This is a genomic window from Enterobacter cloacae complex sp. 394F7, from assembly GCF_057320385.1.
Map to the genome: position 1 here is coordinate 101,354 of NZ_JBXWCS010000015.1, position 18,436 is coordinate 119,789.

The 18,436-nt window shown below is 52.1% G+C and carries 17 protein-coding genes; 9 read left to right on the top strand and 8 right to left on the bottom strand.

Going from position 1 to position 18,436, the window contains the following annotated elements; translation table 11 throughout:
- The first annotated feature begins 74 nt into the window (after nucleotides 1-74).
- Nucleotides 75-761, top strand: coding sequence for a porin OmpL (gene ompL, locus AC2FAK_RS19785; RefSeq protein WP_013099374.1), 687 nt, complete (start codon nucleotides 75-77; stop codon nucleotides 759-761).
- A 79-nt stretch (nucleotides 762-840) separates the two neighbouring features.
- Here ompL and typA read toward each other — a convergent pair whose 3' ends face one another.
- Nucleotides 841-2,664 (bottom strand): ribosome-dependent GTPase TypA, encoded by a 1,824-nt coding sequence (typA, locus tag AC2FAK_RS19790; protein ID WP_008501854.1) that lies wholly within the window; start codon nucleotides 2,662-2,664, stop codon nucleotides 841-843.
- 386 nt (nucleotides 2,665-3,050) lie between these two features.
- On the opposite strand from typA, the gene glnA reads away from it, so the two are divergent.
- From glnA to AC2FAK_RS19810, 4 genes are all read left to right on the top strand, one after another.
- Entirely contained in the window at nucleotides 3,051-4,460 is a 1,410-nt protein-coding gene (glnA, locus tag AC2FAK_RS19795; RefSeq protein WP_013099376.1) for a glutamate--ammonia ligase, read from the top strand.
- Nucleotides 4,461-4,646: 186 nt separating this feature from the next.
- Nucleotides 4,647-5,696 carry a nitrogen regulation protein NR(II) gene (gene glnL / locus AC2FAK_RS19800; protein ID WP_008501857.1) on the top strand — a complete coding sequence of 350 codons (1,050 nt, stop codon included), beginning with the start codon at nucleotides 4,647-4,649 and terminating at the stop codon, nucleotides 5,694-5,696.
- 11 nt (nucleotides 5,697-5,707) lie between these two features.
- Nucleotides 5,708-7,120 (top strand): nitrogen regulation protein NR(I), encoded by a 1,413-nt coding sequence (glnG, locus tag AC2FAK_RS19805; protein WP_095455584.1) that lies wholly within the window; start codon nucleotides 5,708-5,710, stop codon nucleotides 7,118-7,120.
- A gap of 110 nt (nucleotides 7,121-7,230) precedes the next feature.
- Nucleotides 7,231-7,341 (top strand): YshB family small membrane protein, encoded by a 111-nt coding sequence (locus AC2FAK_RS19810; RefSeq protein ID WP_032618432.1) that lies wholly within the window; start codon nucleotides 7,231-7,233, stop codon nucleotides 7,339-7,341.
- A gap of 67 nt (nucleotides 7,342-7,408) precedes the next feature.
- Here AC2FAK_RS19810 and hemN read toward each other — a convergent pair whose 3' ends face one another.
- Nucleotides 7,409-8,782 (bottom strand): oxygen-independent coproporphyrinogen III oxidase, encoded by a 1,374-nt coding sequence (hemN, locus tag AC2FAK_RS19815; RefSeq protein WP_095455585.1) that lies wholly within the window; start codon nucleotides 8,780-8,782, stop codon nucleotides 7,409-7,411.
- A gap of 188 nt (nucleotides 8,783-8,970) precedes the next feature.
- Nucleotides 8,971-9,486, bottom strand: coding sequence for a Der GTPase-activating protein YihI (gene yihI, locus AC2FAK_RS19820; protein ID WP_095455586.1), 516 nt, complete (start codon nucleotides 9,484-9,486; stop codon nucleotides 8,971-8,973).
- Between the two features lie 579 nt (nucleotides 9,487-10,065).
- Between yihI and yihA the strand changes: the two genes are divergently transcribed.
- Nucleotides 10,066-10,695: a ribosome biogenesis GTP-binding protein YihA/YsxC gene (gene yihA, locus AC2FAK_RS19825; protein ID WP_020686870.1), complete on the top strand. Its 630-nt coding sequence runs from the start codon at nucleotides 10,066-10,068 to the stop codon at nucleotides 10,693-10,695.
- A gap of 98 nt (nucleotides 10,696-10,793) precedes the next feature.
- Here yihA and spfP read toward each other — a convergent pair whose 3' ends face one another.
- Together spfP and polA are read right to left on the bottom strand one after the other, a co-directional pair.
- Complete coding sequence (gene spfP, locus AC2FAK_RS19830) at nucleotides 10,794-10,841, bottom strand: small protein SpfP (RefSeq protein ID WP_071892919.1); 48 nt, start codon at nucleotides 10,839-10,841, stop codon at nucleotides 10,794-10,796.
- A gap of 166 nt (nucleotides 10,842-11,007) precedes the next feature.
- A complete protein-coding gene (gene polA, locus AC2FAK_RS19835) occupies nucleotides 11,008-13,800 on the bottom strand; it encodes a DNA polymerase I (RefSeq protein ID WP_095455589.1) in 2,793 nt (930 codons plus the stop codon).
- 439 nt (nucleotides 13,801-14,239) lie between these two features.
- Here polA and AC2FAK_RS19840 point away from each other — a divergent pair, with 439 nt between their 5' ends.
- Nucleotides 14,240-15,148 (top strand): acyltransferase, encoded by a 909-nt coding sequence (locus AC2FAK_RS19840; protein ID WP_013099384.1) that lies wholly within the window; start codon nucleotides 14,240-14,242, stop codon nucleotides 15,146-15,148.
- Nucleotides 15,149-15,171: 23 nt separating this feature from the next.
- On the opposite strand, the gene dsbA is transcribed toward AC2FAK_RS19840, so the two are convergent.
- The 3 genes from dsbA to AC2FAK_RS19855 form a co-directional block, all read right to left on the bottom strand.
- Nucleotides 15,172-15,795 (bottom strand): thiol:disulfide interchange protein DsbA, encoded by a 624-nt coding sequence (gene dsbA / locus AC2FAK_RS19845; protein ID WP_013099385.1) that lies wholly within the window; start codon nucleotides 15,793-15,795, stop codon nucleotides 15,172-15,174.
- Nucleotides 15,796-15,822: 27 nt separating this feature from the next.
- Nucleotides 15,823-16,809, bottom strand: a complete 987-nt coding sequence (locus AC2FAK_RS19850; RefSeq protein ID WP_095455587.1) for a serine/threonine protein kinase — start codon at nucleotides 16,807-16,809, stop codon at nucleotides 15,823-15,825.
- A 75-nt stretch (nucleotides 16,810-16,884) separates the two neighbouring features.
- Nucleotides 16,885-17,154 carry a YihD family protein gene (locus AC2FAK_RS19855; RefSeq protein WP_045901556.1) on the bottom strand — a complete coding sequence of 90 codons (270 nt, stop codon included), beginning with the start codon at nucleotides 17,152-17,154 and terminating at the stop codon, nucleotides 16,885-16,887.
- A 68-nt stretch (nucleotides 17,155-17,222) separates the two neighbouring features.
- Between AC2FAK_RS19855 and mobA the strand changes: the two genes are divergently transcribed.
- Complete coding sequence (gene mobA, locus AC2FAK_RS19860; protein WP_095455588.1) at nucleotides 17,223-17,807, top strand: molybdenum cofactor guanylyltransferase MobA; 585 nt, start codon at nucleotides 17,223-17,225, stop codon at nucleotides 17,805-17,807.
- Nucleotides 17,804-18,307, top strand: a complete 504-nt coding sequence (gene mobB / locus AC2FAK_RS19865) for a molybdopterin-guanine dinucleotide biosynthesis protein MobB (RefSeq protein WP_062729269.1) — start codon at nucleotides 17,804-17,806, stop codon at nucleotides 18,305-18,307. Before mobA ends, mobB begins: the two co-directional genes overlap by 4 nt.
- Nucleotides 18,308-18,436: the final 129 nt, after the last annotated feature.

Consider the following 18,436-nt stretch of genomic DNA (forward strand, 5'->3'; position numbering starts at 1 on the left):
CAATAAAACCGGCCACTATGTCCTTCCTGTTCATCAGGAGGGAGGCCTTTCTGTACCTGATACATGGACAAATTATGAAAAGAATCATTACTGTACTGATCGTGTCGTCTGTGTCCTGCCCGGTATTTGCCGGGGCTTATGTCGAAACCCGCGAAGCATACAATACGGCCTCTGAGCTGCACGAGGTGATCCTGCGTGCAGGCTATAACTTCGATATGGGCGCGGGGCTGATGTTCACCAATGCCTATAACGTGGGGAAATGGGATGAGCTTAAGCACAGCTATAACGAAATAGAGGGGTGGTATCCGCTCTTTAAACCCACCGATAAGCTCACCTTCCAGCCCGGCGGATTGATTAACGACAGCAGCGCAGGATCAGGTGGTGCGGTCTATTTAGATACCAATTATAAATTTACGGACGGGTTCAACCTGACGTTCCGCTATCGCTATAACCATAACAATTACGATACGCCGGACTATAACGGGCAGATGGATAAGAACGATACGCACGAGTTTGCTAACTACTGGAATTTCAAAGTGACGGATGCGTTTTTTTATACCTTTGAACCGCACTTTTTCCAGCGGGTGAATGATTACCACAGCAAAAATGGCAAAGATCATCACTGGGAAATTACCAATAAATTCAGCTACAAGATCGACAAAAACTGGCTGCCATATCTTGAACTGCAGTGGCTGGACAGATGGAATGATTACAACCGGGAGCAGTACCGGATTCGCCTGGGATTGCGGTATTCGTTCTAATAAAAAAAGCCGCTGAGCAATCAGCGGCTTTTTACTGCCGGGCGGCGCATGCGCTTACCCGGCTAACGGATTGACCGTATTACTCTTCTTTCGCACCGCGCATTGCACGTTTACGATCGTTCTCGGTCAGGTGACGTTTACGGATACGGATAGACAGTGGAGTCACTTCTACCAGTTCGTCGTCATCGATGAATTCCAGAGCCTGCTCCAGCGTCATCTTGATCGGTGGAACCAGAACCGTTGCTTCGTCAGTACCGGACGCACGCATGTTGGTCAGTTTCTTACCGGTCAGGCAGTTTACCGTCAGGTCGTTAGAACGACTGTGAATACCGATGATCTGGCCTTCATACACTTCAGCACCGTGACCCAGGAACAGCTTACCGCGATCCTGCAGACCGAACAGCGCAAACGCAACCGCTTTACCCTGACCGTTAGAGATCAGCACGCCGTTGTTACGCTGGCCCACTTCACCCGGACGTACGTCGTCGTAGTGGCTGAAGGTGGAGTACAGCAGACCGGTACCGGAAGTCATGGTCATGAACTCAGAACGGAAGCCGATCAGGCCACGGCTTGGGATCACGTAGTCGAGACGTACGCGGCCTTTGCCATCTGGATTCATGTTTTTCAGGTCGCCTTTACGCTCACCCAGAGCCTGCATCACAGAACCCTGGTGCTGCTCTTCAACGTCCAGCGTTACGTTTTCGAACGGCTCTTGTTTACGGCCGTCGATTTCGCGGAAGATTACTTTCGGACGGGAAACCGCCATCTCGAAACCTTCACGACGCATGTTTTCGATCAGAACAGACAGGTGCAGTTCACCACGACCGGATACGCGGAAGGCATCAGCGTCTTCCGTTTCTTCAACGCGCAGCGCAACGTTGTGCACCAGCTCTTTGTTCAGGCGGTCAAGGATCTGACGAGAGGTAACGAATTTACCTTCTTTACCACAGAACGGAGAGGTGTTGACGTTGAAGAACATGGTTACCGTTGGTTCATCAACAGACAGGGCTGGCAGCGCTTCCACGTTCTGCGGGTCGCAGATGGTGTCAGAGATGTTCAGCTCGCCCAGACCGGTGATCGCGATGATATCGCCCGCTTCAGCCAGATCGCTGTCGATACGCTCCAGACCCAGGTGAGTCAGCACTTTGCCCACTTTACCGTTACGGGTTTTGCCTTCGCTATCGATGATAGTAACCTGCTGGTTCGGCTTCACTTTACCGCGTTTGATGCGGCCGATACCGATAACGCCAACGTAGTTGTTGTAGTCCAGCTGGGAGATCTGCATCTGCAGAGGACCATCAAGATCAACATCCGGAGCCGGTACGTGATCGACAATCGCCTGATACAGCGGGGTCATGTCTTCCGCCATATCTTCGTGATCCAGACCCGCAATACCATTCAACGCCGAAGCGTAGATGATAGGGAAGTCCAGCTGCTCGTCGGTCGCGTCAAGGTTAACGAACAGGTCGAACACCTGATCAACAACCCAGTCAGGACGTGCGCCAGGACGGTCAACCTTGTTGATAACAACAATAGGCTTCAGGCCATGGGCAAATGCTTTTTTGGTCACGAAACGCGTTTGCGGCATTGGGCCGTCAAAGGCGTCAACCACCAGCAGCACGGAATCCACCATGGACATCACGCGCTCAACTTCACCACCGAAGTCGGCGTGCCCTGGGGTATCAACGATGTTGATACGGTAGTCATTCCATTTGATAGCGGTGTTTTTCGCGAGGATGGTAATCCCACGCTCTTTCTCCAAATCGTTGGAGTCCATCACACGCTCTTGAGTTTCGGCACGTGCATCAAACGTACCGGATTGCTGCAGCAGCTTATCAACCAGGGTAGTTTTACCATGGTCAACGTGCGCGATGATGGCGATGTTACGCAAATTTTCGATCACAACTTTGCCTCAGGCATTAGAAATAGCGCGTTATTGTACACGGATTAATCGCACTACAAAACAGGATCACAAACATCCCCCGCAAACAAGTATTGCAGAGATGCTTTGTGATCGCTTTCACGGAGCGTAAAAAGGGCACTTTAACGAAAATTGCACCAATATGGTGCTCAGTGTTCACACTGAAGCACTATACTGGTGCAACATAACCATTGTGGTGCAGCACTTTTGCACTATGGTGCGCATGATAACGCCTTTTTGGGGTGTTTTAAAAGTTGGCACAGATTTCGCTTTATAAAAATACGGCAAAAAGATGGCCTCATAGCCACCTTGATAGAAGTTGAAGACCTCGTTACCACGACGACAATGACCAATCTGGAGAGTTAAGTATGTCCGCTGAACACGTTTTGACGATGCTGAACGAACATGAAGTGAAGTTTGTTGATCTGCGCTTCACCGATACTAAAGGTAAAGAACAGCACGTCACTATTCCTGCTCATCAGGTAAACGCCGAATTCTTTGAAGAAGGCAAAATGTTTGACGGCTCCTCCATTGGTGGCTGGAAAGGCATTAACGAATCTGACATGGTTCTGATGCCAGACGCGACCACGGCGGTCATTGATCCGTTCTTCGAAGAGCCAACCCTGATCATTCGTTGCGATATCCTCGAGCCAGGCACGCTGCAGGGCTACGACCGTGACCCACGCTCCATCGCTAAACGCGCTGAAGAGTACCTGCGTTCTACCGGCATCGCAGACACCGTTCTGTTCGGGCCAGAGCCAGAATTCTTCCTGTTCGATGACATTCGTTTCGGTGCCTCTATCTCTGGCTCCCATGTGGCTATCGACGACATCGAAGGTGCATGGAACTCCTCCACCAAATACGAAGGTGGTAACAAAGGTCACCGTCCTGGCGTGAAAGGCGGTTACTTCCCGGTTCCTCCGGTCGATTCTTCACAGGACATCCGTTCCACCATGTGTCTGGTGATGGAAGAGATGGGCCTGGTAGTTGAAGCTCACCACCACGAAGTGGCGACTGCTGGTCAGAACGAAGTGGCAACCCGCTTCAACACCATGACCAAAAAAGCGGACGAAATTCAGATCTACAAATACGTTGTGCACAACGTTGCACACCGTTTCGGTAAAACCGCGACCTTCATGCCAAAACCAATGTTTGGCGACAACGGTTCCGGTATGCACTGCCACATGTCCCTGTCCAAGAACGGTACCAACCTGTTCTCTGGTGACAAATATGCAGGTCTGTCTGAGCAGGCGCTGTACTACATTGGCGGCGTAATCAAACACGCTAAAGCGATCAACGCCCTGGCGAACCCAACCACCAACTCTTACAAGCGTCTGGTCCCAGGCTACGAAGCACCTGTTATGCTGGCTTACTCAGCGCGTAACCGTTCTGCTTCTATCCGTATCCCGGTGGTGGCTTCTCCTAAAGCGCGTCGTATCGAAGTGCGCTTCCCGGATCCAGCAGCTAACCCATACCTGTGCTTCGCAGCACTGCTGATGGCCGGTCTGGACGGTATCAAGAACAAGATCCACCCAGGCGAAGCGATGGACAAAAACCTGTATGACCTGCCGCCAGAAGAAGCGAAAGAGATCCCACAGGTTGCAGGCTCTCTGGAAGAAGCCCTGCAGGCACTGGACGCTGACCGCGAGTTCCTGACTGCGGGTGGCGTGTTCACTGACGACGCTATCGATGCCTACATCGCCCTGCGTACTGAAGAGAACGACCGCGTGCGCATGACTCCGCATCCGGTTGAATTCGAACTGTACTACAGCGTTTAAGTTACAACGGGTTTCGCGCCACCCTTCAGGCGCGGCCCCGAAAGCTTTTTTTTTGTTGCCGTGGAAACTTTCAGCCCATCTCCGGATGGGCTTTTTTCTCCACCAACAACCTGATCTCACGCGCTTTTTACGACGAAAAAGCTATACTGCACTAAATTAGTGCAACCAACTCCAGGAGACTGCTGAATGGCAACTGGCACGCTGCCCGATGCTGGGCAGATCCTCAATTCGTTAATTAACAGCATTTTGCTGGTCGACGACGAGCTGGCTGTTCATTACGCCAACCCGGCGGCGCAGCAACTGCTCGCCCAAAGCGCACGCAAACTGTTTGGCACTCCGCTGCCAGAATTATTGAGCTATTTTTCGCTGAACATTGGCCTGATGCAGGAAAGTCTGCAGGCCGGTCAGGGGTTCACCGATAACGAAGTGACGCTGGTGATCGACGGGCGCTCGCATATTTTGTCGCTTACCGCGCAACGTCTTCCTGAAGGGCTGATCCTGCTCGAAATGGCGCCGATGGACAATCAGCGCCGACTGAGCCAGGAGCAACTTCAGCATGCGCAGCAAATTGCTGCCCGCGATCTGGTGCGGGGCCTGGCGCATGAAATCAAAAACCCATTGGGCGGATTACGCGGGGCGGCGCAGCTGTTAACCAAAGCGCTGCCGGACCCTGCGCTGGCGGAGTATACCAACGTCATCATTGAGCAGGCCGACCGTCTGCGTAACCTGGTTGACCGCCTGCTCGGGCCGCAACAGCCGGGTATGCACGTCACCGAAAGCATTCATAAAGTGGCTGAACGGGTGGTGAAGCTCGTCTCAATGGAGCTGCCGGAGAACGTTACGCTGGTGCGTGATTATGACCCCAGCCTGCCGGAACTGGCGCACGATCCGGACCAGATTGAGCAGGTCCTGCTGAATATTGTGCGTAATGCGCTGCAGGCTCTGGGACCGGAAGGCGGCGAAATCATTTTGCGTACCCGTACCGCATTCCAGCTCACCTTGCATGGCGTGCGCTATCGGCTGGCGGCACGCATCGACGTTGAGGATAACGGGCCGGGGATCCCATCTCATCTGCAGGACACCCTGTTCTACCCGATGGTCAGCGGTCGCGAAGGCGGTACCGGGCTGGGATTATCCATTGCCCGCAGTTTGATCGATCAACACTCTGGAAAAATTGAATTTACCAGTTGGCCGGGACATACCGAGTTTTCGGTTTTCCTGCCGATTAAAAAATAAAGGTGACGTTTATGCAACGAGGGATAGTCTGGGTAGTCGATGACGATAGCTCCATCCGTTGGGTGCTTGAACGCGCGCTCACAGGGGCGGGATTAAGCTGCACGACGTTTGAGAGCGGCAGCGAAGTGCTCGACGCACTCACCACCAAAACGCCGGATGTTCTGCTGTCGGATATTCGTATGCCGGGTATGGACGGGCTGGCGCTTTTAAAGCAGATCAAACAACGCCACCCTATGCTTCCGGTCATCATAATGACGGCACACTCCGATCTGGATGCCGCCGTTAGCGCCTATCAGCAAGGGGCATTCGACTACCTGCCCAAGCCATTTGATATCGACGAAGCGGTCGCGCTGGTTGAGCGCGCCATTAGCCATTACCAGGAGCAGCAACAGCCCCGTAATGAGCCCGATTTCGGCCCTACCACGGACATTATTGGCGAAGCACCGGCGATGCAGGATGTGTTTCGCATTATTGGCCGTCTGTCGCGTTCGTCCATCAGCGTATTGATTAATGGCGAATCGGGCACCGGTAAAGAGCTGGTCGCGCACGCCTTACATCGCCATAGCCCGCGGGCAAAAGCGCCGTTTATCGCCCTGAATATGGCGGCTATCCCGAAAGATTTGATTGAATCCGAACTGTTCGGCCATGAAAAAGGCGCCTTTACCGGAGCGAATACCATTCGTCAGGGCCGCTTCGAACAGGCTGACGGGGGGACATTATTCCTGGATGAAATTGGCGATATGCCGCTGGATGTTCAGACCCGTCTTCTGCGCGTGCTGGCCGACGGACAGTTTTATCGCGTGGGCGGGTATGCGCCGGTGAAAGTGGATGTACGCATTATTGCCGCGACACACCAGAACCTGGAGCAACGCGTGCAGGAGGGAAAATTCCGTGAGGATTTATTCCATCGCCTGAACGTCATCCGCGTCCATCTACCGCCGCTACGTGAACGTCGCGAAGATATCCCTCGCCTGGCGCGTCACTTCCTGCAGGTCGCCGCGCGTGAACTGGGCGTAGAAGCCAAACAGCTTCACCCGGAAACCGATGCCGCCCTCACCCGCCTGGCCTGGCCGGGTAATGTGCGTCAGCTGGAAAATACCTGTCGCTGGCTCACCGTCATGGCCGCCGGACAGGAGGTCTTGATTCAGGATCTGCCGGCTGAGCTGTTTGAAGCGACCGCCCCTGAAAGCAGTACGGGCCATGCGCTGCCGGACAGCTGGGCGACGCTGCTGGCGCAGTGGGCCGATCGCGCGCTGCGTTCCGGTCATCAAAATTTGCTCTCTGAGGCGCAGCCGGAGATGGAACGCACGCTATTAACCACCGCGCTTCGTCATACGCAGGGCCATAAACAGGAAGCAGCCCGCCTGCTGGGATGGGGACGTAATACCCTGACGCGTAAGCTTAAAGAGCTGGGAATGGAGTAATCTTCACCGCTGTGTAAAGATTACTAATTGAGCGCAAATTGCCGTTATTTTGCGCTTTACTGTGTCGATGAGTTTTGTATGATCGTGCCCGGAAATTGGGGGTGAACATCATGCTGGAAACATTAGTACATATGCTCTCTAGCGGAGCCGCAGAAAGCCACACGCCGCAAACCGCAGTTGCTGCAGTGTTGTGTGCGGCGCTGGTTGGTCTGTTTAGCTAGCGGGTAAAAATGTAAAAGCCGGGTGGCGGCTTCGCCTTACCCGGCCTACGTTTCATGCTTTTGCGGCTTAAATCACCCGCGAGAACTGCTGCATACGCGCTTTCTGCCGAAGGTAAGCGTCAAAGCACATGCAGATATTACGAATCAATAAACGTCCTTTCGGCGTGACCTCAATCGCATTCTCCGACACATCCACCAGCCCGTCCTTCGCAAGCGGTGCCAGCAGCTTCAGGTCTTCTGCAAAATAATCGCTAAAGTGCAGATCCCACTGCGACTCAACGTCGCTGAAATCGAGACGGAAGTTGCAGATAAGCGCCTTAATCACATCACGACGAATGCAGTCGTCACGTGTTAACGCGATGCCGCGCCACAGCGCGTTGCCCTTTTCATCCACCTGCTGATAGTAGAGCTTCAACTCTTTCTGGTTTTGCCCGTAGCAATCGCCAATCATGCTGATGGCTGAAACGCCCATCCCCAGTAAATCGGTATCGCCCTGGGTGGTATAGCCCTGGAAATTACGGTGCAGTACCCCTTCGCGCTGAGCAACAGCCAGCTCGTCATCCGGACGGGCAAAGTGATCCATACCGATAAACTGATAGCCGGTCTCGGTCAGCGAGGTAATGGTTTCCTGGAGAATATCCAGTTTCTGTTGAGCAGAAGGCAGATCGGCATCTTTGATTTTGCGCTGCGCGGCAAAGAGCGTCGGCAGATGCGCATAGTTAAACACGCTCAGGCGGTCCGGGTTGAGTTCAGCTACACGTTTCAGCGTAAAGGCAAAGCTCTCCGGCGTCTGCTTTGGCAGGCCGTAAATCAGATCGATATTGGTTGAGGTGAAACCAATTTCACGCGCATGGTTGAGTAAGGCAAAGATAAATTCTTCGTCCTGCTCGCGGTTCACCAGACGCTGAACCTCTTTATTGAAGTCCTGAACGCCCATACTCAGGCGATTGAAGCCTTCGGCACGTAAATGATCCAGCACATCCAGCTCAATTTCACGCGGATCGACCTCGATCGAGATTTCGGCGTCGTCATTAAAATGGAAATTGCCGCGAAGAAGCGCCATCAAACGGCTGATCTGCGCTTTATTCAGATAGGTTGGCGTACCGCCGCCCCAGTGAAGTTGGCTGACATGACGGCCAGTAAACAACGGCGCGCGATGCAAAATTTCCTGCTCCAGCGCATCCAGATACTGATCGGCTTTATGCTGCTGACGGGTGACAATTTTATTGCAGCCGCAGAAGTAGCAGAGCTTATGGCAGAACGGAATATGGACGTAGAGCGACAGCGGGCGCTCTGGATAGCGCGCGACGGCCTGCTGAAAATCACCCTCGCCGAAGGCATCGGAGAACTCCAGCGCGGTGGGGTATGAGGTATAACGCGGCCCGGAATAGTTATATTTCTGGATCAGGGCCAAATCCCAGTCGATAGATGGTACAGACATGCTCACTCCTTCCGTTGGTGTCGCGTTCGTATACGGCGGCCCGTTCTGGCCCCGTTGCGGACCATCATTCGGGTGCGCAGCCACTTCTGTCGCCGCGACAACCGCCGTAGTTTAACGAATAACCACACCAGATAACATATAACCGGAAGGGTTATAAGCAGGACTATCGTTCCTGCCGGGTGCAAATGTTAGTTTCCACCCTTCAGAAGACGCAGCATATCTTCCTGCTTTTCGTCTTCTTCTTCATCTTCGTCATCGTCGTATGACAGGCCCAGCTTCTGCATCAGTTCGTCGATGCGATCCAGTTTGGCATCCACCCAGGACTGCTCTTCAGCGGTCAGGGTTTCACCCTCTTCAAGACGTTCCAGCAGCGCGTCCAGGCGCTCATCGTTCTCCAGCAAATCCAGCTCAGCCTGCGGTGAAAGCATAGGTTTCTCGCTCTTTGGTTTGTGCTGCTTAGTGACCGGGGTGTCTGTCACGCCCAGTGGAATGGGAGTTTTACTGCCGATACGTGGATCTTTCTGCGGCTTATTTTTAGCAGAAGCACCAGATGCACCGCCACCGTTTGCACGGCTACCCGCAGCATGACCGCGATGTTTTTTTTCGCGTTTGCGATCGCGCGCTTCCTGGTTCAGTTCTTCGCGCGTTTTGCGGCGTGCTTTGGCAGGGCGTTTCGCGCCCGCTGCGGAGGTCGGTTTTTTCATGATGTTTTATCTTTAAGTCGTTTTCTTCAGTATAGAATTGCGGCGAAATCTAGCAGAAAGCAAGCAAAGAAAAAAGGCGACAGAGCAATCTGTCGCCTTTTTTCCTGACTCATAACCCTTAACGGGTCAGACATTCCGTGTTTGCCTACAACAAACCCTGTTTATCCGTTGGCTGATACCGTCCGTGATACGGTTCCTTTTCCTGTTAAAACGCCTCCAGGCGCTGGTCATCCTGACAATCCTGCGTCTTCGCCTCCTGGCGCTCCTGACCCTTATCCCTAAGTCATTATCCTGTTGGCATCCCCGCCTTGACGCACACTTTACCTTGTTCATTTAAACTAACAAGCAACGAAAGGGTACAAAAACGGATTTTCAGATAATCACTCAATATTAATCTTATGATTTAAAACAGTTTGTATTTTTTTACACCTGCGATTTCTCTGAAATTTCTCATAACATCTATAGCCGATGTCTCACATCGGCCAGGGCTTAAGCCTACAGACCAGGCGCAATCAAAAAAGCCTTTTGCCTGCATTCAGGTATAATCCCCCGCAGATTACGATTTTTGGAGACGACCACGTGACTACCTGGAACTACCAACAGACGCATTTTGTCACCAGTGCGCCCGATATTCGCCACCTGCCCTCTGATACCGGCATCGAAGTGGCCTTTGCTGGCCGCTCGAATGCGGGGAAATCCAGCGCACTGAATACGCTGACCAATCAGAAGAACCTGGCGCGTACCTCAAAAACACCTGGCCGTACCCAGCTGATTAACCTGTTTGAAGTGGCCGAAGGAAAACGCCTGGTCGATTTACCGGGGTACGGTTACGCGCAGGTACCAGAAGAGATGAAGATCAAGTGGCAGCGCGCGCTGGGTGAATACCTGGAAAAGCGCATGTGCCTGAAAGGCCTGGTGGTGCTGATGGATATTCGCCACCCGCTGAAAGACCTTGATCAGCAGATGATCGACTGGGCTGTGGCAAGCGATATTGCCGTTCTGGTGCTGCTGACAAAAGCAGATAAACTGGCGAGCGGCGCGCGTAAAGCGCAGGTGAATATGGTTCGTGAAGCGGTACTGGCATTCAACGGTGATGTGCAGGTTGAAGCGTTCTCCTCGCTGAAAAAGCAGGGTGTGGATAAGCTGCGTCAGAAGCTCGACAGCTGGTTCAGCGAGCTGGAGCCCGCAACAGAAGCGGAAGAAGAGTAATACCGGGCGCGGCCATGGCCGCGCTTTTTTTTGTCCGAAATTTTCTTTGCCGCAATAAAAAACGCCCCAGTCATTACTGACTGGGGCGGCTAAAATATTCAGCCAAATCCGATTACGTGAAGTAAAAGGTCTGAAAGATAGAACATCTTACCTCTGTACCCTACGCCGCTAACTCTACCCCTTTTTTTGCTGCAGAAAAAGCACTTTTTGTAGTTTTTTTTCATTCTTTACATAGGGAATTCTAATGATCGTCACAAAACGCACGTCGTTATGTTGCTAACTTACATAAAAAGCGCGTTATTCGCCGAACCATTAGTGAGCCTGATCCCAGTTTTCACCACTTCCCACTTCCACCAGCAACGGCACATCGAGTTTCATGCTGTTTTCCATCAGTTCGTGGATTGTCTTCGACACGCTATCGAGATCGTCTTTGTGAACTTCGAACACCAGTTCATCGTGTACCTGCATGATCATTTTCACGCGCGGTTTCTCTTTTTCCAGCCAGGCATCCACGGCGATCATCGCGCGCTTGATGATGTCAGCTGCGGTTCCCTGCATCGGGGCGTTGATTGCAGCACGTTCTGCCCCGGCGCGCCGCGCCGCGTTGCTGGATTTAATGTCGGGTAAGTAGAGACGACGACCGTCCAGGGTTTCAACGTAGCCTTTTTCCTTCGCCTGCGCGCGGGTGCGTTCCATATATTCCAGTACGCCCGGATATCGCTCGAAGTAGAGATCCATATACTTCTGCGACTCTTTACGCGGAATATTGAGCTGGCGTGAAAGGCCGAAGGCGCTCATGCCGTAAATCAGGCCGAAGTTGATTGCTTTCGCGCTGCGGCGTTGCTCGTTTGTCACGCTGTCCAGCGGCAGACCAAAGACTTCCGCAGCGGTTGCCCGATGGATGTCCTTCCCTTCGGCAAAGGCCGTCAACAGGCCCTTATCACGCGAGAGGTGCGCCATAATGCGCAGCTCGATTTGCGAGTAGTCAGCAGAAACAATCAGATAGTCATCAGGTGCAATAAACGCCTGACGAATGCGACGCCCTTCTTCATTTCGAACCGGAATGTTCTGCAGGTTTGGATCGGTCGAGGAGAGACGTCCGGTGGCCGCCACAGCCTGATGGTATGAAGTATGTACACGACCCGTTTTCGGGTTGATCATCAGCGGCAGCTTATCGGTGTAAGTCGATTTCAGCTTTGCCAGACCACGGTACTCCAGAATGACTTTAGGCAGCGGATAATCCAGCGCCAGCTCCTCCAGCACCTCTTCAGAGGTGGACGGTGCGCCGCCAGGGGTTTTCTTCAGCGGTTTGATCCCCTGCTTTTCAAACAGGATGGTTTGCAGCTGTTTTGGCGATGAGAGGTTAAACGGCTCACCGGCAAGCTCATGCGCCTTTTGCTCCAGTTCGGTCAGACGCTGGGCGAGTTCGCCCGAGTGGTTATGCAGTACCGTCGGATCGATTTTTACGCCGTTGCGCTCGATGCGTGAAAGGACAGGCACCAGCGGCATTTCAATGTTCTGAAACACATTCAGCGGCCCTTCGTGCTTCTGCAGTTTTGGCCACATCTTCAGGTGCAGCTGCAACGTGACGTCGGCATCTTCTGCCGCATAGCGTCCCGCCTCTTCCAGCGCAATCTGGTTAAAGGTGAGCTGATTTTTGCCCTTACCGGCAATCTCTTCAAACGTGATGGTTTTGTGCTTCAACCAGCGGTCGGACAGGGAGTCCATATCATGTCGACCTGCTACGCTGTCCAGAATGTAGGATTCCAGCATGGTATCAAACGCGATACCGCGCAGCTCAATACCGTAGTTTTGCAGAATACCGCGGTCGTATTTGAGGTTTTGCCCCACCTTCAACGCGTTGTCGTCTTCCAGAATCGGCTTCAGCAGTTCCAGCACGCGTTCGCGAGAGAGTTGCTCCGGTGCGTCCAGGTAATCGTGCGCGACGGGAACATAGGCAGCGATACCCGGCTCTGTCGCAAAGGACAGGCCCACCATATTGGCGGTAATGTTATCCAGACTGTCGGTTTCCGTGTCGAAAGCAAACACCGGTGCTTTTTTCAGTTTCTCGATCCAGGCAACCAGCTGTGACTCTTCAAGAATGGTTTCGTAGTGCTCAAAAGAGAGCGCTGCGGCTTCTTCTTCAGCCTGATCGTCAGCATCAATGACAATCGTCTCTTTTGGCTTCGCAGCCGGTTTGGCGCCTTTTGCCTGCAGCCATTTACCGGCTTCCACGTCGGTGGTCCAGCGCTTAAATTCGTATTTCTTAAACAGGCTCAGCAGGTCATCCGCAGATGGTTGTTGTACCTCAAGCTGCTCACATCCCAGTTCCAGCTCAACATCGGTTTTAATCGTCGCCAGCTTATAGGAGAGATAAGCCACCTCTTTATTCTCTTCCAGCTTCCCGGCCATGGTTTTTGCGCCACGGAAGGAGAGGCCGGCGATTTTGTCAGACTCCGTATACAGCGTATCCAGCCCGCCCAGTCCCTGAAGGAGTGCCTGTGCCGTTTTTTCGCCAACGCCTGGCACGCCTGGGATGTTATCCGATGAGTCGCCCATCAACGCGAGGAAATCGATAATCAACTCTGGCGGCACGCCATATTTTGCGACCACCTCTTCAGGGCCGAGGATGGTATTGGTCATGGTATTAATCAGGGTGATCCCTGGCGTCACCAGCTGCGCCATATCTTTATCACCAGTACTGATGAGAACCGGACGGCCCATTTTTTCGGCTTCACGCGCCAGGGTGCCAATGACGTCATCCGCTTCCACACCAGAAACCGCCAGCAGTGGCAGCCCCATCGCTTTCACCATCGCGTGCAGCGGCTCAATCTGCGCACGCAGATCGTCAGGCATTGGCGGACGGTGAGATTTGTAATGCTCAAATAACTCGTCGCGGAAAGTTTTGCCTTTCGCATCAAAAACGACTGCCGCATGGGTTGGCTGATACTGAAGGATCAGGCTACGCAGCATGTTAAGTACACCGTACATCGCGCCGGTGGGTTCCCCTGCGCTATTGGTCAGAGGAGGAAACGCATGATACGCCCGATACAGGTAAGAAGAGCCGTCGACGAGAATAAGAGGGTTTTCTGGGATCTGAACCATAATGTCCGTGCCTTTAATCAATTTATGACTAAAGGATGCCACAGAAGGATGAAAACATCAGTTATTAGCTCCTGATACAGGAAAAGATTTTACGATCGTGAGGATCGCTCGCAAAATTTAAACTGTGGATAAGTTTGTGAATACTTTCACTTCATATGACTAACAAAGGCAAAAAAAGCGTAAAGACACTTAATTATAATCTATTTATCAATTAGTTATATACGGACAGTGATTTATATTGCTAGCTAATGAGAATATAGCATATGTGGATATATGCCCGGTTTGCTGCGTAATAGTAGTGAAATCTTCTGCAGCGAGATGCTGCCTGTCAACTCTCCGTATGAAAGCCCCATTATTTTGTCTGATTTCTGATAAAATCAGCGCCCTGCACCGGATAGTCGGTCGCTAACTTACAGCTAACCATTTGAAAAAGCTCATCATGTCGAGATTGCTCGCTGCAATAACATTACTGTTAAGCATCATTTTAACTATTCTGGTAACGATCGCCTGTTCTGTACCGATCATCATCGCCGGGATAATTAAACTGCTGTTACCTTTGCCTACGGTTTGGCGAGCCGTGTCGGCGTTTTGTAATTTCATGATGTACTGCTGGTGCGAAGGGTTGGCCATCCTGCTGCGCCTGAATCCTCACCTGAAGTGGGACGTTGAGGGTCTGGAAAGACTCAACAAAAAGAACTGGTATCTGCTGATCTGTAATCACCACAGCTGGGCCGACATCGTGGTGTTATGTGTGCTGTTCCGTAAGCATATCCCGATGAACAAATACTTCCTGAAGCAACAGCTGGCCTGGGTACCGTTTATCGGCCTGGCCTGCTGGGCGCTGGATATGCCGTTTATGAAACGCTATTCGCGCAGCTATTTGATTCGCCACCCGGAGCGGCGGGGTAAGGATGTGGAAACGACGCGTCGTTCCTGCGAGAAGTTTCGCGCACATCCGACAACGATTGTGAATTTTGTCGAAGGCTCGCGGTTTACAGAAGAGAAGCGTCTTCAGACTCGCTCCCCTTATCAGAACCTGCTGCCACCCAAGGCGGCGGGTATTGCCATGGCGCTTAACGTGCTGGGGGCGCAGTTCGATAAATTACTGAACGTGACGCTCTGCTATCCGGAAAACGACAAGACGCCTTTCTTCGATATGCTCAGCGGCAAGCTGACGCGTATCGTGGTTCGTGTCGATCTGGTGCCAATTGATACCGAACTGCATGGGGATTACGTTAACGATAAGAACTTCAAACGTCGTTTCCAGCTTTGGCTTAATACGCTCTGGAAAGAGAAAGATGAGCAGATAGAGAACATCAAAGCTTCAAACAAAAACGCCGGTCATTGACCGGCGTTTTTATATCATTGGGTTTACTTCTTCTCGACCAGGTATTTCACAGTGTCTGCGTACTGCTGTACGAAGATATCCATGCTGCTGGTGTCCATGCCCTGCATGTTCAGCTGATATTTGCCGTTAACATACATCGCCGGAACGCCCTGGAGCTGCAGATCGGCTGCGGCTTTTTCCTGTTGAGCAACCAGCGATTTCACGACAAAGCTGTTCCATGCGGCGTCGTAGTCTTCACCTTTCACGCCTGCGTCAACGAACACTTTACGAATATCTGCTGCGGTCTGGACGGTCTGGGTTTTCTGCACCGCTTCAAACATAGGGGAGGTGATCTTATCTTCCACACCCAGCGCAATCGCAACCGCCCACGCCTGAGTCAGGTCTTTACCCAATGGGCCCAGGAACTCAACGTGGTATTTAGTCATTTTGGTGCCTTCCGGCAGCTTTTTCTTCACGTTGTCAGCAACATGCAGCACCTGCTCAAACTCATAGCAGTGTGGGCAATAGAACGAGAAGAACTCGAGAACCTGTGGCTCGCCAGCGACGGGCTTGTCCAGCGTGATGTACTGTTTGCCGTCGGTAAACTGTGCAGCAGAAGCGCTAAATGCCAGAATCATACCTGCCAGCGCCAGCCAAATTTTTTTCATGATTAACTCTCTCCTGGGTGTGTCCAATTAATACATCGGCGTTAGTTGCAGTGGGGGTTCCTGAAGAACCTTAACCTGCTCAGTAAATGTGGATATCTGGTTGCGCCAGTAATCCTCTCCGGTAAGCCACGGGAAATTACGAGGAAATGCGGGATCATCCCAACGCCTGATTAACCATGCGAGATAATAAACAAAACGCATCGCACGTAAAGGTTCTATCAGGGCAATTTCGTCTGAATTAAAAGAGCTAAACTCTTCATAGGCTTCAATAATCGTTTCAAGCTGCATACGTTGCTCGGCTTTGTCGCCGTTGAGCAACATCCACAAATCCTGCACCGCTGGCCCCATCCGCGCATCATCGAGGTCAACAAACAGAGGGCCATCGCGCCAGAGAATATTCCCGGCATGACAATCACCATGCAAACGCAGGACAGAAATATCATCGCGCCAGCAGGCTTTTACCGCCCCAATAAGTTTATCCGTCGCGCTGAGAAACGCGTCCTTTAATGCAGAGGGAATAAGCGCTGAGGTTTCGAAGACCTGGCGGGGTTCAATAAGGTATTCCTGAATACCGATAGTCGGGCGGGCAATAAACGACGTTTTGCGTCCCGTCTGGTGGATGCGTCCCAGATAGCGGGCAACCCACTCCATTTGGTCGATATTATCCGCTTCAAACTGGCGGCCACCCAGACTGGGAAATACGGCGTAATAGAACCCTTCGTGCGTAAGCAGCGTTTGGTTATTGAATTTAATCGGTGCGGCAACAGGAACTTCATCATTCAGTAGATCGTGAGCAAACTGATGCTCTTCCTGAATTTGTTCAGCGGACCAGCGCTTGGGGCGATAGAACTTAACAACGAAGCGCTGACGATCCTCGTCCTGGAATTGATAGACGCGGTTTTCGTAGCTATTTAGCGGGGTTAGCCCGGAATCCACCCGAATACCCTGCTCAAACAGCGCATCCATAATGGTATCCGGGTGTAATGTCTGGAAAGTAAAAGCCTGGTCGTTCATCCGATCATCCGGAAATTATACGAATGATTCAGGATATCATCTTGTGGCGATTTCGGTGCCGCCGCTTACAAGCTTTTACTCTTTAATTACGCCTCGGGCGCGCAGCAATGCGGTTTTAAAATCTTCCTCATAATCTTTCTGAATACCAGGAATAACAGCATCTTTGGCAGTGTCACGCATTTTGAGGTGATAGATCAGGATGTCGTCAGAAAGGTCTGTCAGTTCACCTTCAAAACCTGACTCTTTCGCCAGTTTCTGTAAAAATTGCATCAGATTCAGCTCTGGCTCTTTTTGCCAGGCTGGCTGGAGGAGTTCAATGACTTCATTCAGACGTTTACATTTCATGGTGGTGCTCCTTTCATTTAGAGTGACACGTTAGCAGGGTCAATCCCACAATAAAAGAGGCGATATTCGTGAATCCGGGTCAGGAAATCATCGGGGTAGTTCTGGCGGGTGGCAAGGCAACGCGCATGGCGGGAAAAGATAAGGGGCTTCAGCATCTTAACGGTAAGCCACTTTGGCAGCATGTTGCTGACACGCTTGCAGATCAGGTTGCGGCAATGGCCATCAGTGCCAATCGCCATATCGATATTTATCAGCGCAGCGGATACCCCGTTTATCAGGATACTCTCGGGGATTACCCAGGACCGTTGGCCGGCATGCTCTCGGTCATGCAGCAGTCTGAGGCAGAGTGGTTTGTTTTCTGCCCGTGTGATACGCCGTTTATTCCCTCCTGCCTTGTCGAGCGTCTCGTGCAATTTCGTGATGGTGCACCGGTTGTCTGGGTGCATGACGGTGAGCGCGACCATCCTGCTATTACGCTGATTCATAGATCATTAGTTCCAGCGCTGCAGGATTACCTGACGGCGGGAGAGCGAAGAGTCATGGTGTTTATGCGTCAGTCAGGCGGCCATTCCGTTGATTTTAGCGACTGGAAGTCTGCATTTGTGAACGTGAATACGACGGAAGATTTACAGACCATGCAGGAGAAAAAATGACGCCTGTTTTAGCTATCGCCGCCTGGAGTGGTACCGGGAAAACGACGCTGCTTAAAAAGCTGATACCCGCACTTTGTGCCAGAGGCATCCGCCCAGGGCTGATTAAGCATACCCACCACAATATGGACGTCGATAAACCGGGTAAAGACAGCTATGAACTGCGTAAGGCAGGTGCCGCGCAAACCATGGTGGCAAGTCGTGAGCGGTGGGCATTGATGACGGAAACGCCCGATGAAGCACCACTGGATCTCGCGTATCTGGTCAGTCGGATGGATCACTCTACGCTTGATCTGGTGCTGGTTGAGGGGTTTAAGCATGAGGCCGTTGCAAAGATCCTGCTGTTCAGAAGCGATGCCGGGCATGATGTTAGCGAGTTAACGCTGGATGAGTATGTCATTGCGGTGGCCAGCGATGTCGCTCTCGATGTTGAGGTTCCGGTGCTGGATTTAAATGATGAGGATGGGGTTGCTGAGTTTATTGTGGGGTGGTGTGCGGTCTGATGCTCTCTCCCGCAGGGTGAGGGAGAAAAACAAAAGCAAAAAACCCCGCACCTTACGGTACGGGGTTCTTCTTATTTGATGCCTGGCAGTTCCCTACTCTCACATGGGGAGACCCCACACTACCATCGG

What these genes read in the sequence shown, in the direction of transcription:
- glnG (WP_095455584.1), top strand. Translation starts at nt 5,708, where the DNA reads ATGCAACGAGGGATAGTCTGGGTAGTCGATGACGATAGCTCCATCCGT.
- hemN (WP_095455585.1), bottom strand. Translation starts at nt 8,782, where the DNA reads ATGTCTGTACCATCTATCGACTGGGATTTGGCCCTGATCCAGAAATAT.
- AC2FAK_RS19840 (WP_013099384.1), top strand. Translation starts at nt 14,240, where the DNA reads ATGTCGAGATTGCTCGCTGCAATAACATTACTGTTAAGCATCATTTTA.
- dsbA (WP_013099385.1), bottom strand. Translation starts at nt 15,795, where the DNA reads ATGAAAAAAATTTGGCTGGCGCTGGCAGGTATGATTCTGGCATTTAGC.
- polA (WP_095455589.1), bottom strand. Translation starts at nt 13,800, where the DNA reads ATGGTTCAGATCCCAGAAAACCCTCTTATTCTCGTCGACGGCTCTTCT.
- AC2FAK_RS19850 (WP_095455587.1), bottom strand. Translation starts at nt 16,809, where the DNA reads ATGAACGACCAGGCTTTTACTTTCCAGACATTACACCCGGATACCATT.
- yihI (WP_095455586.1), bottom strand. Translation starts at nt 9,486, where the DNA reads ATGAAAAAACCGACCTCCGCAGCGGGCGCGAAACGCCCTGCCAAAGCA.
- glnL (WP_008501857.1), top strand. Translation starts at nt 4,647, where the DNA reads ATGGCAACTGGCACGCTGCCCGATGCTGGGCAGATCCTCAATTCGTTA.
- AC2FAK_RS19855 (WP_045901556.1), bottom strand. Translation starts at nt 17,154, where the DNA reads ATGAAATGTAAACGTCTGAATGAAGTCATTGAACTCCTCCAGCCAGCC.
- ompL (WP_013099374.1), top strand. Translation starts at nt 75, where the DNA reads ATGAAAAGAATCATTACTGTACTGATCGTGTCGTCTGTGTCCTGCCCG.
- glnA (WP_013099376.1), top strand. Translation starts at nt 3,051, where the DNA reads ATGTCCGCTGAACACGTTTTGACGATGCTGAACGAACATGAAGTGAAG.
- AC2FAK_RS19810 (WP_032618432.1), top strand. Translation starts at nt 7,231, where the DNA reads ATGCTGGAAACATTAGTACATATGCTCTCTAGCGGAGCCGCAGAAAGC.
- mobB (WP_062729269.1), top strand. Translation starts at nt 17,804, where the DNA reads ATGACGCCTGTTTTAGCTATCGCCGCCTGGAGTGGTACCGGGAAAACG.